The sequence below is a fragment of the Vibrio sp. 10N.261.51.A4 genome (genome assembly GCF_041471945.1).
Classification (GTDB): domain Bacteria; phylum Pseudomonadota; class Gammaproteobacteria; order Enterobacterales; family Vibrionaceae; genus Vibrio; species Vibrio crassostreae_C.
In genome coordinates this window covers 1-426 of the sequence record NZ_JBFRPJ010000155.1, presented here as the reverse complement: position 1 = coordinate 426, position 426 = coordinate 1, and the positions used below count along the sequence as shown (strand labels likewise).

The 426-nt window shown below is 36.4% G+C and carries 1 tRNA gene; it reads right to left on the bottom strand.

The window, feature by feature from the left end:
- Window positions 1-309: 309 nt before the first annotated feature.
- A tRNA-Glu gene (locus AB4384_RS23405) sits at window positions 310-385 on the bottom strand.
- Window positions 386-426: the final 41 nt, after the last annotated feature.

The following is a 426-nucleotide window of genomic DNA, read 5'->3' as shown; positions in this document are numbered from 1 at the left end:
GTGAAGACAAATAAGTGTATGGCAACTAACCAAGGTTTTTGGTTGTCATTAAGAAGGGTTAATTCTCAATGACTGTTTGCCGGACTCAATTGTGATTCAAACAAGTTTGAATCGAATACAAGACACTTGAATGTGTTTGTTGTGTTTATACCGTTCTTATTAAATAAGAGCAGATAAACATTGAGAACTTTTAAATTTGATTAACATGACTCGTAAGTCAGTTAATCAGTCAGCTTTCCAAATTGTTAAAGAGCTTGATTCAATAAAATGAACCATTTTTAAAAACACTTAAATAAATGTGCTTAAAGATGGTATCCCGTAGGGGAGTCGAACCCCTGTTACCGCCGTGAAAGGGCGGTGTCCTAGGCCTCTAGACGAACGGGACATAGGTTACTCTTAACTGTTTAAACATATCAATCTGTGTGG